Origin of the sequence: Chryseobacterium sp. JJR-5R (assembly GCF_034047335.1) — a bacterium.
Taxonomy (GTDB): Bacteria; Bacteroidota; Bacteroidia; order Flavobacteriales; family Weeksellaceae; genus Chryseobacterium.
The window spans coordinates 3,125,255-3,140,877 of the sequence record NZ_CP139137.1; the positions used below are offsets into that span (position 1 = coordinate 3,125,255).

The following is a 15,623-nucleotide window of genomic DNA, read 5'->3' on the forward strand; positions in this document are numbered from 1 at the left end:
TTAAGACAGCAGAGAATCATTTCCTCCTCTGCTGTCTTTTCTTTAATTAAAACTTTATATATGAATACAAATTTTAATAAGGAGTTTTGGGAGAATTTTATCTCTGTTAATAAAAATTTTACACAAACCTGTGTAATTAAAAATGTAATACCGGAAGAACTGATCAAAAAATTAAAGGATGCTGTTGTGGACGGACTGATCAACAGATTCAAAACGAAAGATCTTGATGGCTTCAGACTGTATTTTCCCTCTCAGGGGAAAGGCAAGGAAAATGCAGACTTCATTGATGAACTGTACAAAAACCCGCCTTTTGAAAATGAGGAGATCATAGAATACTGCAACCGGGTCTTTAAAGAAAAGTTTGGACTGATTGTCAATTTTTTAGAAAAGCACTCTAACTTTATTTCCAAAGAGTTAAGGCTGATTGCTGAACCTCTGTTAGAGATTATCGGTATTCCTGCAACCGGTGTAGACGTTACCGTATTTATCGGAAATTACGGATGGACTCCGTTGGGCATTCATCAGGACCATAAAGGTGAAAATGTATTACACTTCCATTTAGGGCCGGGTGAAAAAACGATGTATATCTGGGATCAGGAAAAATACAAGGACCTGACAGGTACAAAACATAATAATTTCGAGATTGAACCTTTACTGGAGCATGCCGAAAAATATGATTTCGGAGCAGGCGACTTGTTTTTTATGCCATGGGATAAATTTCACATCGGGAAAAGCGATGACCTTTCGGTTGGTGTAACATTCTGGTTCAATAATCCTTCAAAGATTAAATTTTTTGACAGAGTGCTCAATACATTTTATACGGACTATATTGACCTCAACAAAGATGTGATTGCTCCACAACATAATTATCTGCAGAACAATGAAACCTTCGATGAATTTATATCTCTATTGAAATTAGATGAAGATATACTGAACGGCTCTACCCGTTCATTTTTCAAACATCTTTATGATGAATATAAACATGGCCTGTTAAGCAATGCAGGATGGCAGGCTCCCCCTCAGAGCAGAGAAAAAGAAGACAAATATAATATAGATGATTATGAGTTCTTATTAGAAAAAGAAATTCATACCAACGAGCCTTTTAAAATGATTTACAAAGTAGATGAGGCTAAAGAAACATTCTATCTTTTCGTAAGAGGCTCAAAAATAGAAATGAGGTACCACCCGGAATTAAAAAATATCGTAGATAACCTTAACACGCATAAAAACTGGAAAGTTTCTGACTTACTGGAAAATCTTAAGGCAGAATGGCCTGTTGAAGCAGGGCTCTATTTTCTCTCAATGATCTATGATAAAAAAGGAATCGAGGTTGTGGGCGAATCCAAAACGGTAATACAGGAAGCTGAAAATCTTCTATTGGAAGAAGAAAACTAATGAAATTTATTCCTCAACATGATAAGATGGACTGCGGCCCTTCATGTTTGGCCATGATAACATCATATTATGGAAAAGCATATGGCTTACAGTACCTGCGTGACCATTGTTTTATCTCAAGAGAAGGCGTATCCATACTCAGTATGAATGATGCAGCTACCAAAATTGGGTTTAAAACACTGGCAACGCAGCTTTCTATTGAGAATTTAAAAGGTGACTTATTACCGTGTATTTTACACTGGAATCAAAACCATTTTGTTGTTTTAACCAAAATTTCAAAAACTTATTTTAATAAAGAAAAAATATATACTATTGCTGATCCTGCTCATGGGATTATAAGATTAACAGAAACAGAATTTAGAAAGGCATGGCTAAAAAACAATGATAAAGGTGTTGTTCTCTTATTGGAGCCTACAGACATTTTTTTTGATAATGAAAACATTCCTGATGAAAAAGTATCCTTACGGTATATCTACAATTACCTTATTCCACATAAAAAGCAATTCCTGTGGCTTTCTTTCATTCTGCTACTCGGAACGCTTACCACTTTAGCATTTCCTATTCTGACGCAAAAATTAATTGATGACGGGGTAATCAAGAAAAACTTAAGTATTATTACTTATATACTTCTTGCCCAACTTGCATTTTTCTTCGGAAATATTATATTAGGTATATTTCGTAATTGGATTATGCTTAATATAGGAAGCAGGCTTAATATAAAAATCATTTCAGATTTTCTTAAAAAGCTTATGAGTTTGCCTATATCATTCTTTGATACGAAATTCATGGGAGATTTTAATCAAAGGATACAGGATCATGAAAGAATAGAGCTTTTCCTAACTTCTCAAAGTCTGGCCACCCTTTTTTCAACAATTACCTTCTCAGTATTTTTTGTAGTGCTTTGGACTTATGATTTTAAAATTCTGTCAGTTTATTTCATACTTACCGTAATATCAGTCATCTGGTCACTATATTGGCTGAAAAAAATAAAAATTTTAGATTATTTCCGTTTTCAGGAAAAAAGTGCCAATCAGGAATCTATTTATGAAATTATAAATGGAATTTCAGAAATGAAACTCAATCAATTTGAAGATTATAAACGCAATGAATGGGAAGGAATTCAACAAAAATTATTCAAAGTCAATATCAGAATTTTAAAGTTGGATCAGGTTCAGCTTTCTGGCTTCGAATTCATTAATCAGCTAAAAAATATCATTGTTACATTTCTTGCGGCTTCTTTTGTGGTAAAAGGATCTATGACTTTAGGAGCTTTATTAAGCGTATCTTACATTATCGGACAAATGAACTCTCCTGTAAATCAGTTAGTCAATTTTTTTAAATCATTACAGGAAGCTAAATTAAGCTTATCACGTCTACAGGAAGTTCAAAATCATTTGCAGGAAGAGCAGGAAGGTGATCTTTTATTGATGAACGAAAAATATACGACTCAAAACGGCATTGAAAGAGGTATATATTTTAAAAATGTTTCATTTCAATACGAAGGCCCGCAGTCTCCGTATGTACTAAAGGATATTGATCTTTTTATTCCTGAAGGCAAAGTTACTGCCATTGTCGGTGCCAGTGGCAGCGGTAAAACTACACTATTGAAATTATTACTGAAGTTTTATACCCCGACAGAAGGAGACATTTATTTTAATCATGCAAATTTAAAAGAAATCTCTCCAAAGGATTTACGAAAAAACTGCGGTGTTGTAATGCAGGACGGATATATTTTTTCAGATTCCATTGAGAGAAATATTGCAACCGGTGAAGAAATACCTGATGATGATGTACTTAGAGAATCTTTACGCATTGCTAATATACAATCATTTGTCGATGAACTCCCTTTAGGATTAAATACCAAAATCGGAGCTTCCGGAAATGGGATATCCGGCGGGCAGAAACAGAGAATACTGATTGCAAGAGCGGTTTATAAAGACCCTCATTTTATTCTGTTTGATGAAGCAACTTCTGCCTTGGATGCAGAAAACGAAAAAGTAATCCATGATAATTTACAGGAATTTTTTAAAGGAAAAACCGTTATTATCATTGCCCATCGCCTTTCAACGGTAAAAAATGCCGACCAGATCATTGTTTTAAAACACGGGAGAATTACAGAACAGGGAAACCATCAGTCATTAGTCGAAAAAAAATCTGATTATTTCAATCTGGTTAAAAATCAGCTGGAACTCGGAGCATAATATACATTTCAAATCTTTTCAATCATTTTTTGTAATGCCGGATAATTTATCCGGCTTTTTCATTACCGGAATAAGTGATAAAATTTCGTTAATATCCTAATCTTGCATTATAAAAAAGGCCATCTGTTTCAAGGAAATAAGTATCTTCGCTTTTTAAATTTTATCTGAAAAATGAAGAAGTTTGTCTCCGGATTATTTTTATTTTCTACCCTGGCGGTATTTGCCCAGGAAGCGATTCAGTTTCAGGAACTGCCATTTAAAGAACTTGTAGCCAAAGCAAAAAAAGATAACAAAATTGTGTTTATCGATGCCTATGCTTCATGGTGCGGACCCTGTAAAATGATGGAGCGGAATGTTTTTACGAAAAAATCCGTAGGAGACTATTACAACTCCAATTTTGTCAGTGCCCGGTTTGATATGGAAAAAGGCGAAGGGCGGGAAATTGCCGCAAAATACGGCGTACGTTCCTACCCTACCTATCTGTTTTTAAACGGAGACGGCGAGCTGGTTTCACAGAACTCCGGTTACATGGAAGAGGGCATGTTCCTTACCATGGCCCAGGACATTAATTCTCCCAACAATAAAAAAGGATCCTTAAAAGAACGTTTTGCGAAAGGTGAAAAGAACCCGGAATTCCTGATCAATATTATGAAGCTTAATTCTTCATCTGATTTTGATTTTGCCAAAAAGGCTTCGGAAAGGTATTTTGAAAACGGGAAAAAAACAGAGGAATTCACCAAAGACGATGTGGGACTTTTGTTGTTTTTCGTGAAATCAACTGACGATAAGAATTATAAGATTTTCACAGAAAGGAAGGCTGAAATCATTAAATTTTTACCGGAAGAAACCTATAAGGAATTTGACAACCAGATGAAGCTGGCCAAGGTTGTGGAACAGTCTGTTGATACACAGAATAAAACCATCAACAGCGAGTATTTCATGAAAACGGCAGAACCTCTGGTCGGAAAACATGATGCTGAGGTGAAACTCAATCAGACCAAGTTAAGTTACTATGAACAGAATGCCAATTTCCCGGAATATGAAAAAGCGGCACTTGCTTATTACAGGAATACGGAAGCCTTCGAACCTAATGAGCTGTTAAAAGCAGCCTGGATATTTTCGGAACATATAAAAACACAGTCTTCACTTAAGAAAGCCGCTGAATGGGCTGAAAAGTCCGTTATGCGGGGCGAGACATCGGAAAATACCTATATCCTGGCTAAAATTTACTCGCTGACCGGTAAAAAAGATATGGCAAAAACGTATGCCGAAATGTCCAGAAACCTGGCTGCCCAGAATCAGAAAGACGCCTCGTTAGCTGAGAAACTATTACAAGAAATACAATAACAAATGCCTAAAATCAAGTTTATTACAGGCTTCCTGACCTTATTTTTACTGGGAACCCTGAATGCTCAGGAACAGTTACAGGACAGTGAGACAGGAGTTTATATTAAAGGAAATGCACTGTTAATTCCCATCGGAATCATCAATGTAGCCTTGGAACATCAGTTAAATAAAAAATTTACCGTGCAGGGAGATGTTCTGGTCTCTCCCTGGAAATCTTTTTCAGGACATGAACTGCAGTATTATTCGGTTTCTTTGGAAGGCAGGTATTATTTTAATGAAGCTTTTAAGCATTGGTATGTCGGAGCCAATATTGCAGGATCCCGTTTCATCGCGCAAAAATGGAATTACTGGAATAACAATATTGTTACAGATGAACAGACGGGCATGACCTATATCAACTCAAACCTTTATCAGAAAGGATATTCCCTTATATTCGGTATTACGGGAGGGTATCAGTTCAGGCTTTCGGACAAATTGAATATGGACATCTATGCAGGCATAGGAAGCTCCCAGGATTTTTACAAAGGATACGACCGTACAACAGGACAGCGTTATGACTCTCCCAAAGGCTATAACAAAAGCGGAGAAATCCTTCCTTACCGGGGAGGTGTCATGATTTCCTATAAATTAAAATAAAACGATGAAGTTATTCGGAAAAAACCACATTATCATCTGCATCATTACTTTTGGTATTTTATTTCTTATGAATTATCTCGGAAACGACCAGCCGGACAAAATAGAAAGGGCATTAATGATCGCAGGGGCAGGCGTTATCGGCTTATCGATCGGATTGGTCATTATGAACAGAGGGAAAAACGACAAGAATCCGCCACCGGATTTTGACTGATCCATACATAATTCTGGATATAAACAAAATATTTCGCCTGTAAATTAATTATTTACAGGCGAATTTTATTGGCTTGTCGTGTCCTGTACATCAGTTTTCGTACATCACATATTTTTTCCTGGTTTTCTCAAACATTTCCAGCCCCGGCTTCCATGAGGCCTTAATCTCAGAAACTGATTTCCCTGCCATGATCTGTTTTCTCAGCTCATCGGTCCCGGATAAGGTATCAAACCATAAATTTTTCAGGAAGAAATCCGCCTGCGGGTTTTTATAGGCTTTATAGGCTTTGATTACCCATTCTAAATTGAGCTCTCGTAAATCAGTTCTGTAGGCCGAAAGATTTTCACCATAGCACAATTGGCCGTTTAAAAAAGGGTCTTTGGCTCCGGGATTGGGCTTTGGCGTAAACCGGTAAGGCAGGCTTGTGGTCCAGGGTGAGCCGTAAATCTGGAAAGGCAGATCCGTGCCCCTCCCTACTGAAACCTGAGTGCCCTCGAAAAAGCATAAACTCGGGTATAGATTAATTGACTGGTCATTCGGAAGGTTGGGCGAAGGTTTGCCTGAAATCCCGTAACGCTGTTTTTTATGATAGTTCTTCATCGGAATAACGGTATATTTTGCCTGTATTCCGTTTTTCAGCCATTTTTCTCCGTTCACCATTTTTCCGTATTCTCCTATGGTCAGGCCATACACAACCGGTACTTCGTGCAATCCTACAAAACTCGACCATTTTTTTCTCAGAACCGGGCCGTCGGTATAGCCGTCATGCGGATTGGGGCGGTCCAGCACCAAAACCTCGACTTTATTTTCTGCTCCGGCTTCCATCAGATAGCTTAACGTTGAAATATAAGTATAGAACCTGACCCCGACATCCTGAATATCAAAGACAACAATATCAATCCCTTTTAACTGGTCAGGCTTTGGTTTTTTGTTGTTTGCATATAAAGAAACAATTGGGATTCCTGTTTTTACATCTACCCCGTCCTTTACCTTTTCGCCGGCATCCGCATCACCTCGGAAACCGTGCTCGGGAGCAAAAATAGACTGGATTTTTATTCCGTTCTTCACTAAAAAGTCAACGACATGGCTTCTGTCCTTCATCAGGCCGGTCTGATTGGTCACCACGCCGATGGTTTTCCCCTTTAACAGCGGCAGATACAACTCAGGCTGGTCTGCACCGGTTTTAAATTCCGGGTGACTGCTAACCTGCGAATAATATTGATTGAATACTCCCAAAAAAATTAGGCAAATAGGAAGTAAATTTTTAATTTTGAAATCTAAATTCATGAGCTTGAAATTTCCTTTATATTTCTCCAGAAAAATAGCGTTTTCCAAAGATAACAAAAATAACCTCTCGCGGGTGATCATCTTCATCGGAAGGCTTTCTGTTGCATTGGGAATTATCGTTTCGCTGATTACCGTCTCCACCGGATTCGGTTCTAAAAAAGCAATCAAGGAGAGACTGGCAGATTTCAGTGGGCATATTACTGTAAAATCCACAAGGTCAAACTCTTCCTACAACACTTCTGTACTTGACAATCAGGGGCTTGACATAAAAAAGATTCGGGAAATGCCGGATGTGGAATCTGTGCAGACGTATGCAACGGTAACCGGAATTATGCGGAATGAACATAATTTTGCAGGCATCATTTTTAAAGGGGTCGGAAAAGATTTTGACAGCCTGAGATTTAAAAAATTCTTAGTGTCCGGGCACACGCCACAAATTACCGGAACCGGCTACAACAACGGAGTAACCATTTCCCAAAAGACGGCCAATGACCTGCACCTGAAACTGAAGGACAGCATTGTCACCGTATTTTCAAAAACAGACCAGCAGCCGGTCTACAGGAAATTTGAAGTGGTCGGCATCTATAAAACCGATATTAAAATGATCGATGACCAGTTTGTCATCGGCGATATCAGCCACGTACGGAAAATTCAGGACATGAAGCCTGATGAAGTAGGCGGCATTGATATTTTTTTTAAAAACATCAATGACGTCGACCGTGATTTTCCGGAAGTTGAAAAACTGATCGGCTATAAAAACTATGCGGAAAAAGCAACTGAAAAATTCCCTCAGATTACCGACTGGATCAGTATTTTTGACACCAATATCGCGCTGATTATCATTATCATGCTGATTGTTGTGGTCATCAATATCATCATGGTACTCCTGATTCTTATTATTGAAAGGACAAATTCCATCGGCCTGCTGAAAACATTAGGAGCCAGCAATGGCCAGATCAGGACAACATTCATCAATTATACGCTGATTATCATGATTCCAGGGCTTTTATGCGGAAACCTGATCGGATTAAGTTTAATCCTGATCCAGAAGTTCTTCGGCATTATCAAGCTGAATCCTGAAAACTATTATGTGAGCACCGTGCCGGTAGATTTAAATCCCATTGCCATTATTTCCATTTCGGCAGGAATCCTTCTGGTTTCCGGGCTTGCCCTTATTATCCCGAGTTACCTGATCAGCAAAATTTCTCCTGTAAAGGCAATCAAATACAATTAAGCCAGCAGATTACTTTGATTATTTTTAGGTTTAAATATTATCATCCATACAATTTATGGATTGGAAATTCCTCATGTCTGAGATTTATTTCATGATTATGATCCTAAACTCAATAAAATTTAAAGCCGTATCTTTGCCATGCTTATAAAACATTTATGAAATACGCAGAAAATATTCTTGAAACGATCGGAAATACGCCACTGGTAAAACTTAACAAAGTTTTAGGCGAGGATTTTCCGGCTTTGGTCCTGGCCAAGGTAGAAACGTTCAATCCGGGCAATTCTGTAAAAGACAGGATGGCTGTGAAAATGATTGAGGATGCTGAAAAGGACGGAAGGTTAAAACCGGGAGGAACCATCATTGAAGGAACTTCCGGGAATACAGGAATGGGCCTCGCGCTTGCCGCGATCATCAAAGGGTACAAATGTATTTTTGTAACCAATTCCAAACAGTCAAAAGAAAAATGTGATATCCTTCGTGCCGTAGGTGCAGAAGTCATTGTATGCCCTACCGATGTAAAACCTACCGACCCGCGTTCTTATTATTCAGTTTCCAAAAGACTGGCAAAAGAAACGGAAAACGGATGGTATGTCAACCAATATGACAATTTGTCCAACAGAGCAGCTCATTACGAATCAACAGCGCCTGAAATCTGGGAACAGACAGACGGAAAACTGACCCATTTCGTTGTGGGAGCCGGAACGGGAGGTACCATCACGGGCTGCGGGACATTCTTCAAGGAGAGAAATCCGGACATTAAAGTAATCGGTGTAGATACATACGGCTCTATTTTAAAAGAATACCACGAAACCGGCGAGCTTCACTACGACCATGCTTACACTTATGTTACGGAAGGAATCGGTGAAGATATTATTCCTGAAAATTACGATATGGCTGTCATTGACCATTTTGAAAAAGTTACGGATAAAGACGGAGCCATTTATGCGAGAAAATTAGCCAAAGAAGAAGGAATCTTCTGCGGTTATTCTGCAGGAAGCGCCATTGCCTCTTTAATCCAGATGAAAGATCAGTTTACGGAAAATGACGTAATTGTAGTCCTACTTCACGATCACGGCTCAAGATACGTAGGGAAAATCTACAATGACGATTGGATGAAAGAAATGGGCTGGCTGGATTAACCAGTCTAGTCTCTATTTGCTATAAATAAAAACTCAGAGGCAGCGGATGCTCTGAGTTTTTTTGTTATTTGATATTTTTCTTTACGGCCTGTTTGAGTACTTCATAATCTCCCGGATTCATTGATTTTTGCGGAAACATGTAATTGTATTTTCCTTCCAGCGCAATAAACTTTTCACCGGTTTCTGCAGAAGTAAACTCTGTCCACAGGCAGGTCTCTTTTTCATTATTTATATTTACGGTAAAGATCTTCTTATTGAATTTAATCTGGTAAATTTCCGCATTTTCCAAAGTCTTCAGGTAAGCTGTGACTTCCTTTTTCCATCGTGAGACTTTATTAATCGCTACGGAAAGGAAAATTACGCAAAGCAGGAATAAAAAGCTGACAAAATATAAAATCCCGAATTTTTCTTTGCTGAAGTCATCTTTAAAGATAAACAGAATAGCCAGAATTAAACCCACAATCAACGTGGTGACCGTTTTTCCTTTTGTGGCCGATGAAAAGAACAGGCTTCCTGAAGTACCGCTGAAGTAGACTTCTTCAAAATCTTTCCTGTTGATCTGTAAATTAATGATTTTATCGTCATTCATCCTGGAATTGTTTAATGGGCTTTAACTGTTCTTCTGCAAAACTAAATTAAATATCCTCATATCTCTCACTCATTGCAGAAATTTTGTTCATCAGTTCACGGTTTTTCTGTGTGAGGCCATCCATTTTCCTGAGCATTTCATGGATCACCTCCAGGCCGGGAAGGTTAATCTCAAGGTCATAATGCCAGTTGGCAAACCTTTCAAAAGACGGTAAATCCTCATACATCAGATACCGGATTTTATTTTCCGTATGGATATTCAGCAATCCGGAATCTACCAGCTCATCAAAAAAAGTAATTTCTATATTGTATATTTTTACGAGTTCTTCCCTCGATATTCTTTCGCTCATAGCCTAGGAATTTTTAAGTTGTTCAAAGAGTTCTTTCTGCTTTTGGGTAAGATTGGCAGGCAGCTTTACTTCATAGGTCACAAATAAATCCCCATGCTGCCCGTCCTTTTTGTAAACCGGGAACCCCTTGCCCTTCAATCTTACGGTCGTGCCGTTCTGTGTGCCGGGCTTTACTTTGAGGTTGACGTTTCCGCTAAGGGTATTTACCGTGACATCTCCGCCCAATACGGCAGTATACAGGTCGATGGTTACCTTTGTTTTCAGGTCATCGCCGGATCTTTCAAAATCAGGGTCTGCAGGAATGTTGAATGTGATGTATAAATCCCCGGCCGGACCGCCGTTATGTCCCGGGCCGCCGTGGCCTTTCAGCCTGATCTGCTGGCCGTCATGTATGCCTGCCGGAATGGTAATCCTTACTTTTTTACCGTTGATTTCAAAAGTCTGAGGATGCGTAACGGCTGCGTCCCTTAAATCCAATGTCAGTTCTGCCTGCACATCCTGACCTTTGAATTTTCCTGAAGCACTTCCTCTTGCACTTCTTCCGGAACCTCCGAACATGCTCTGGAAAAAATCTGAAAAGTCTTCGCCCTCCCCGAAATCCGTTCCGGAAAACCCGCCGCCGAAGTTTCCGCCGTCATCCTGATATGACCTTTGCCTTTGCTGCTGCTGTGCTTTTTCGTATTCTTCGCCATGCTTCCAGTGTTCTCCGTATTTATCATACTTCGCACGGTTTTCCGGATTGCTGAGCACTTCATTTGCCTCGTTCAGCTCCTTGAACTGCCTTTCCGCTTCCTTATCATCAGGATTAAGATCGGGGTGTAACTTTCTTGCCTGTTTCCGGTATGCTTTTTTAACATCGTCCTGGGTTGCGTTTTTGTCTACGCCTAAAATTTTATAGTAATCTATATAAGCCATAGAAACCTTTTTACTCAAATTTAAGAATTTTAAGCCTGAAAAATATATAACGGAATGTTAAAAATAAACCTATCTTTGGGTAAAAGCGGTGTATGAAAGAGGTCATCAGAAACTACTCGGGTATTTTACTTTTGCTGTTGGGCATCATTGCCGGAAGCATACTCGGTATTGCAGCACCCGGTGTTGTTGATTATGTAAAACCTGTAGGGGATATTTTTCTTAATCTCCTTTTTGTAAGTGTGGTTCCACTGGTATTTTTCGCGGTTTCCAATTCTATTGCCTCACTGGAACAGCAGTCGAAATTCGGTAAAATTATGGTGACTATGGGATTCACTTTTCTTTTTTTCATCCTTACCGCTGCGGTTTTTACGATTGGTGCGGTCTATTTGTTTCCGGTTTCAGGTGTTTCGGGAGGTCAGGCCGTGGTTGAAGAAGCTGTAAATGACGAAAGCTGGGGAAACAGGATTGTTAGCTTTTTTACAGTCGGGGAATTTACACAGCTTTTTTCAAGGCAGAATATGCTGGCTCTCCTGATTTTTGCTTTCATGACGGGCTTTTCTGCCAGAAAAGCGGGTGAAAAAGGCCAGGCGTTTAGGATGTTTATCGCTTCAGGCTATGAAGTGATGAAAGAACTGCTTATGCTGATCATGAGCATTGCTCCCATTGGCCTGGGTGCCTATTTTGCATATCAGGTAGCTACCTTGGGGCCTCAACTCTTCGGGTTCTATGCAAAGCCTCTGGGATTGTATTATGCGGCCGGAATTGTGTATTTCCTGGTATTCTTTTCCCTTTACGCTTTCATGGCAAAAGGCCGCAATGGTGTAAAAATTTTCTGGAAAAATGCCGTTTATCCCACTTTAACCGCCCTGAGCACCTGCAGCAGTTTTGCCACAATGCCTGCAAATCTTGTGGCGGCATCTAAAATCGGGGTCCAGAACCAGATTGCCAATATTGTTATTCCTATAGGGACAACGTTGCATAAAAACGGTTCTTCGATGTCTTCAATCATTAAAATTTATGTGGCATTTCTAATTATCGGAAGGGATTTTTTCGATCCCGTCAATCTTCTGCTGGCTTTGGGAATTACGGTTTTCGTAAGCATTGTTGCCGGAGGAATCCCGAATGGCGGTTATATCGGCGAAATGCTGATGATCTCCGTTTATAAATTGCCACAAGAGGCGATTCCTGTAGTGATGATTATCGGTACCCTGGTAGATCCTTTGGCTACGGTTCTGAACGCTGTGGGACAACTGGTGGCTTCAATGTTCGTGAACCGGTTTGTGAAGGTTTAATTATGCAGGCAGAACACGTTAAATTGTATTTAAATTAACATGAATCCCTTTTATAAAATTATAGGCTTATATGACCGACCATCTGAGTTTTAATATTGAGATGAAAAAAGCTGATTTCTCTGAAAGTCTGAAAAAGATTACTTATAAGACTAATACCGCATTCATCACATTAATTCCTGATCACGGAATCCATACCAGATTTGAATATAGGGGAACCGTTAATAAAAGTGATTTTACAATTAAAAGGAGAAGTCATTTTTTTGACTTTAATATTTTTCATTTTATCATAAAGGGAAATATCTCAGAAGAAGATACCACAACATTCATCAAGACGGAATTTACTCCTTTCATTTCCCACTTTCTGGCTGCCATCTTAGCACTGCTCCTTTTCCTGATTATTTCTATAGCAGAGATTGTAAATAATAACAATTATTTTATTATTGGTTTTCCATGCATCATCGCAGTCAGCAAGTATTTTATTTTAAAAAGAAATATAAAAAGAGATAATATGATTCTGAAAGAGAAGTAAATTCTATACTTCAGGAAAATAAGTAATTCAAAAATTACAAATAATCTATTTATTCACTGCGTTTTACCGGTTCCAGATTTTCGTATTCTTCTTTGGTAAAAAGCTTATACTGCACTTTGAATGTTTTTCCCAACGGTGTCTCCAGGGAAAAGCCGCCCGGCCCGAAGCCATCAGTAACGTCCAGTGTAAAATGCGAATACTGCCAGTATTCAAACAAATCACGGTCTATCCAGAATTCATGATTGTTAATGGTTCCGATCATGGCATCGTTCATTCTCGGGAAGAACCCTCCTTTTTCGAAGCACTGCGGCTGGGTACCTTCGCAACAGCCTCCGGCCTGGTAGAACATAAGTTCACCGTATTTTTTTTCGAGTTCCCAGATAACTTCAAGGGCTTTTTCCGTAACCGATACTCTGGATATTGTGGTTTGCGTCTGCATATTATTTGATTTTTATTGATTTAAATGCGTTTTACACTGCTTTGAAAGAAATTGACGATTTGAATCAGCCATTTTTTTAATCAGTGTTGATAAAGTTAAAAAGTCCGGCCGATTAATTTCAGCCGGACCTTTGGTTTGTCATATCTGTTCACCTCAGCATTATATAAGCCACTGCAATTTCTGTTCCTTATACCGATGTGTTATACATCATATTCCGCGTGAGGGATAGGAAGGGTCCTGCTGAAAGCAGGAGTGCGGAGCGAAGCGGAGCACCGAAACGAAGTGGAGCCCTGGATAGCCCGACCGTTTTTGCCCCGGCCTGTTTAGCTGGGGCAATAAACGGGCACGCCCTAACTTTATTTAAAAGAACCCTAATTTGTTCTTATTGTATGAAATCAGCATATTTTTAGTCTGGCGGTAGTGGTCCAGCATCATTTTATGGTTCTCCCTGCCTATTCCCGACTGCTTGTACCCACCGAAAGGTGCTCCTGCAGGGTAAGAATGGTATTGGTTTACCCACACTCTTCCCGCCTGGATCTTACGCGGAACATTATACAGCTGGTGCGCATCCCTTGTCCATACGCCTGCTCCCAATCCGTAAATGGTATCGTTGGCAATTTTAATACCTTCTTCTTCATCTTTAAATGTAGTAAATGCCAGGACCGGCCCGAAAATTTCCTCCTGGAAAATCCTCATCCTGTTGTTTCCTTTAAAGATGGTCGGCTGGATATAATATCCGTTCTCAAGGTCTTCACCCATGTGGCTGACATCACCTCCTACAAGTACTTCCGCACCTTCTTCTTTTCCCAACTGGATATAAGAAAGGATTTTATCTTTCTGGATTTTGGAAGCCTGCGCACCCATCATCACCGTTTTATCCAGCGGGTTCCCTACTTTGATCGCTTTCACCCTTTCAATCACTTTTTCCATGAAAGCATCGGCGATATCTTCCTGAACCAGTAATCTGGACGGACAGGTACAGATTTCACCCTGATTCAGGGCAAACAGTACTGCTCCTTCAATCGCTTTATCCAAAAATTCGTCATCCGCATCCATTACTGAGCTGAAGAAAACATTCGGGGATTTTCCGCCTAATTCCAATGTTACCGGAATAATGTTCTCCGTAGCATACTGCATGACCAGACGGCCTGTAGCCGTAGACCCCGTAAATGCTGCTTTGTTCACTTTAGGATTGGTCACCAGTGCCCTTCCGAGTTCTGCCCCAAAACCATTGACGATGTTAACGACTCCCGGAGGAAGCAGGTCTCCGACAAGCTCCATTAATACCAGGATTGAAATCGGCGTGCTTTCTGCCGGCTTCAGCACCACGCAGTTTCCTGCTGCCAGAGCCGGAGCCAGTTTCCATACGGCCATCAGTATCGGGAAGTTCCAGGGAATGATCTGTGCAATGACACCCAGCGGCTCATGAACGATCAAAGAAACAGTATCTTTATCCAGTTCATTATGGGAACCTTCATCTGCCCTGATTACGGAAGCGAAATATCTGAAATGGTCAACAGCCAATGGTATATCCGCAGCCAGCGTTTCTCTCACGGCTTTACCGTTGTCAATAGTTTCTACCGTCGCCAGATATTCAAGGTTCTGCTCAATTCTGTCGGCTATTTTATTTAAAATAATACTTCTTTCCGTAGATGAGGTATCTTTCCAGGTCTGAAAAGCTTTTTCTGCGGCGTTAACCGCCAGTTCCAGGTCTTCTTTAGACGAGTGTGCTGCCTGGGTGAAGTTTTTTCCGTTTACCGGAGAAACCACATCGAAATACTGCCCGTTTACCGGTGCGGTGTATTTCCCGTCAATATAGTTGTCATATCTGCTTTTAAATTCAGGCCACTGTAAAACGGTCCCTGATTCCTGTTCTGTAACTGTACTCATTTTAATAATTTTAATTTTTGCTGATCCTAAGTTACCATTCCCTATATTAATTATATAGCACAATCGTACAAAAAAGCTTCAAAATCATACCTACCACGAATTTTATCATTTCATTAACAGTTGCTTACCCTGATAATCTTTATATTTGGGTAAACAGGCACCAAATCCAT

Annotated in this window: 15 protein-coding genes; 9 read left to right on the forward strand and 6 right to left on the reverse strand. The window is 39.7% G+C overall.

Features of this window, described 5'->3' with window-relative positions:
• Nucleotides 1-60: 60 nt before the first annotated feature.
• The 5 genes from SD427_RS13680 to SD427_RS13700 all read left to right on the forward strand — a co-directional run bounded on the left by SD427_RS13680 (nt 61) and on the right by SD427_RS13700 (nt 5,790).
• Nucleotides 61-1,395 carry a hypothetical protein gene (locus SD427_RS13680; RefSeq protein WP_320558364.1) on the forward strand — a complete coding sequence of 445 codons (1,335 nt, stop codon included), beginning with the start codon at nt 61-63 and terminating at the stop codon, nt 1,393-1,395.
• On the forward strand, nt 1,395-3,596 hold the full coding sequence (locus SD427_RS13685; protein ID WP_320558365.1) for a peptidase domain-containing ABC transporter: 2,202 nt from the start codon (nt 1,395-1,397) through the stop codon (nt 3,594-3,596). Before SD427_RS13680 ends, SD427_RS13685 begins: the two co-directional genes overlap by 1 nt.
• A gap of 171 nt (nt 3,597-3,767) precedes the next feature.
• On the forward strand, nt 3,768-4,943 hold the full coding sequence (locus tag SD427_RS13690; RefSeq protein ID WP_320558366.1) for a thioredoxin family protein: 1,176 nt from the start codon (nt 3,768-3,770) through the stop codon (nt 4,941-4,943).
• A gap of 3 nt (nt 4,944-4,946) precedes the next feature.
• On the forward strand, nt 4,947-5,579 hold the full coding sequence (locus tag SD427_RS13695; RefSeq protein WP_320558367.1) for a DUF3575 domain-containing protein: 633 nt from the start codon (nt 4,947-4,949) through the stop codon (nt 5,577-5,579).
• Between the two features lie 4 nt (nt 5,580-5,583).
• On the forward strand, nt 5,584-5,790 hold the full coding sequence (locus SD427_RS13700; RefSeq protein WP_320558368.1) for a hypothetical protein: 207 nt from the start codon (nt 5,584-5,586) through the stop codon (nt 5,788-5,790).
• A 90-nt stretch (nt 5,791-5,880) separates the two neighbouring features.
• Here the strand turns inward: SD427_RS13700 and SD427_RS13705 are convergent, their stop codons facing one another.
• On the reverse strand, nt 5,881-7,077 hold the full coding sequence (locus SD427_RS13705) for a DUF1343 domain-containing protein (RefSeq protein ID WP_320558369.1): 1,197 nt from the start codon (nt 7,075-7,077) through the stop codon (nt 5,881-5,883).
• Nucleotides 7,078-7,081: 4 nt separating this feature from the next.
• Between SD427_RS13705 and SD427_RS13710 the strand changes: the two genes are divergently transcribed.
• Together SD427_RS13710 and SD427_RS13715 are read left to right on the forward strand one after the other, a co-directional pair.
• Nucleotides 7,082-8,311, forward strand: a complete 1,230-nt coding sequence (locus SD427_RS13710) for an ABC transporter permease (protein WP_320561046.1) — start codon at nt 7,082-7,084, stop codon at nt 8,309-8,311.
• A gap of 155 nt (nt 8,312-8,466) precedes the next feature.
• Nucleotides 8,467-9,450 (forward strand): PLP-dependent cysteine synthase family protein, encoded by a 984-nt coding sequence (locus SD427_RS13715; protein ID WP_320558370.1) that lies wholly within the window; start codon nt 8,467-8,469, stop codon nt 9,448-9,450.
• Between the two features lie 64 nt (nt 9,451-9,514).
• On the opposite strand, the gene SD427_RS13720 is transcribed toward SD427_RS13715, so the two are convergent.
• From SD427_RS13720 to SD427_RS13730, 3 genes are read right to left on the reverse strand one after another with little or no spacing between them, the layout of a single operon-like run.
• On the reverse strand, nt 9,515-10,039 hold the full coding sequence (locus SD427_RS13720) for a hypothetical protein (protein WP_320558371.1): 525 nt from the start codon (nt 10,037-10,039) through the stop codon (nt 9,515-9,517).
• A gap of 46 nt (nt 10,040-10,085) precedes the next feature.
• Nucleotides 10,086-10,388 carry a chaperone modulator CbpM gene (locus SD427_RS13725; RefSeq protein ID WP_320558372.1) on the reverse strand — a complete coding sequence of 101 codons (303 nt, stop codon included), beginning with the start codon at nt 10,386-10,388 and terminating at the stop codon, nt 10,086-10,088.
• A 3-nt stretch (nt 10,389-10,391) separates the two neighbouring features.
• Nucleotides 10,392-11,303, reverse strand: coding sequence for a J domain-containing protein (locus tag SD427_RS13730; protein WP_320558373.1), 912 nt, complete (start codon nt 11,301-11,303; stop codon nt 10,392-10,394).
• Nucleotides 11,304-11,395: 92 nt separating this feature from the next.
• Here SD427_RS13730 and SD427_RS13735 point away from each other — a divergent pair, with 92 nt between their 5' ends.
• Both SD427_RS13735 and SD427_RS13740 read left to right on the forward strand, forming a co-directional pair.
• Complete coding sequence (locus SD427_RS13735) at nt 11,396-12,595, forward strand: dicarboxylate/amino acid:cation symporter (RefSeq protein ID WP_320558374.1); 1,200 nt, start codon at nt 11,396-11,398, stop codon at nt 12,593-12,595.
• Between the two features lie 70 nt (nt 12,596-12,665).
• Complete coding sequence (locus SD427_RS13740) at nt 12,666-13,124, forward strand: hypothetical protein (protein WP_320558375.1); 459 nt, start codon at nt 12,666-12,668, stop codon at nt 13,122-13,124.
• A gap of 49 nt (nt 13,125-13,173) precedes the next feature.
• Here the strand turns inward: SD427_RS13740 and SD427_RS13745 are convergent, their stop codons facing one another.
• Together SD427_RS13745 and SD427_RS13750 are read right to left on the reverse strand one after the other, a co-directional pair.
• Complete coding sequence (locus tag SD427_RS13745) at nt 13,174-13,563, reverse strand: DUF779 domain-containing protein (RefSeq protein WP_320558376.1); 390 nt, start codon at nt 13,561-13,563, stop codon at nt 13,174-13,176.
• A gap of 360 nt (nt 13,564-13,923) precedes the next feature.
• Nucleotides 13,924-15,453, reverse strand: a complete 1,530-nt coding sequence (locus tag SD427_RS13750) for an aldehyde dehydrogenase family protein (protein ID WP_320558377.1) — start codon at nt 15,451-15,453, stop codon at nt 13,924-13,926.
• Between the last annotated feature and the right edge of the window lie 170 nt (nt 15,454-15,623).